The sequence below is a fragment of the Burkholderia sp. Bp9142 genome (genome assembly GCF_003853415.1).
GTDB lineage: Bacteria > Pseudomonadota > Gammaproteobacteria > Burkholderiales > Burkholderiaceae > Burkholderia.
This window is the reverse complement of sequence record NZ_QTPP01000103.1, coordinates 1-728: the sequence shown is the minus strand read 5'-3', so window position 1 is coordinate 728 and position 728 is coordinate 1. Positions and strand designations below refer to the sequence as shown.

The following is a 728-nucleotide window of genomic DNA, read 5'->3' as shown; positions in this document are numbered from 1 at the left end:
CCGTCGGTGCGGCAGGCGAGCCAGCAGCACCGGATCAGCATCACGACCGTGCTGCATGCATACCTGTTGCTCGAAAGCCGCGGGCTGCTCGAAAGCCGCCCGCAGTCGGGTTACTTCGTGAACTTGCGTCGCGACGACACCCACGCGCCGGTGCGCGAGCTGCGGCCGTCGAAACCGATCGCGATCTCGTCGTCGGTCGACATGAGCCGGCTCGTGCTGTCGACGCTGCGCGCGATCGGCACGGACGACGCGGTGCCGCTCGGCTCGCCGTATCCGGACCCGAGCCTGTTTCCATTCGAGAAGCTGAACCGCTACGCGTATGCGGCCGGCCGCGACAAGTCGCTGTGGGGTGTGACGGACGGGCTGCCGCCGGGCCATCCGCGCCTGATCCGGCAGATCGCGCGACGCTACCTGGAAAACGGGATGTCGGTCGATCCGAACGAGATCATCGTGACGGTCGGCGCGACGGAGGCGATCAACCTGTGCCTGCAGGCGGTCGCGAAACCGGGCGACACGATCGCGGTGGAGTCGCCGACGTTCTACGCGATGCTGCACGCGATCGAGCGGATGGGGATGAAGGCGATCGAGGTCGCGACGCATCCGGAATACGGAATCGACATCGCGGCGCTGGCGGCGATCGCGAAGTCGCAGCCGATCGCCGCATGCATGGTGATGCCGAACTTCCAGAACCCGCTCGGCTTCCAGATGCCCGACGAGCGCAAGCGCGA

1 protein-coding gene is annotated in these 728 nt (G+C 67.2%); it reads left to right on the top strand.

What is annotated here, in order from left to right:
• On the top strand, window positions 1-728 hold a 728-nt coding region (locus DIE22_RS37835; RefSeq protein ID WP_148093216.1), incomplete at both ends, for a PLP-dependent aminotransferase family protein.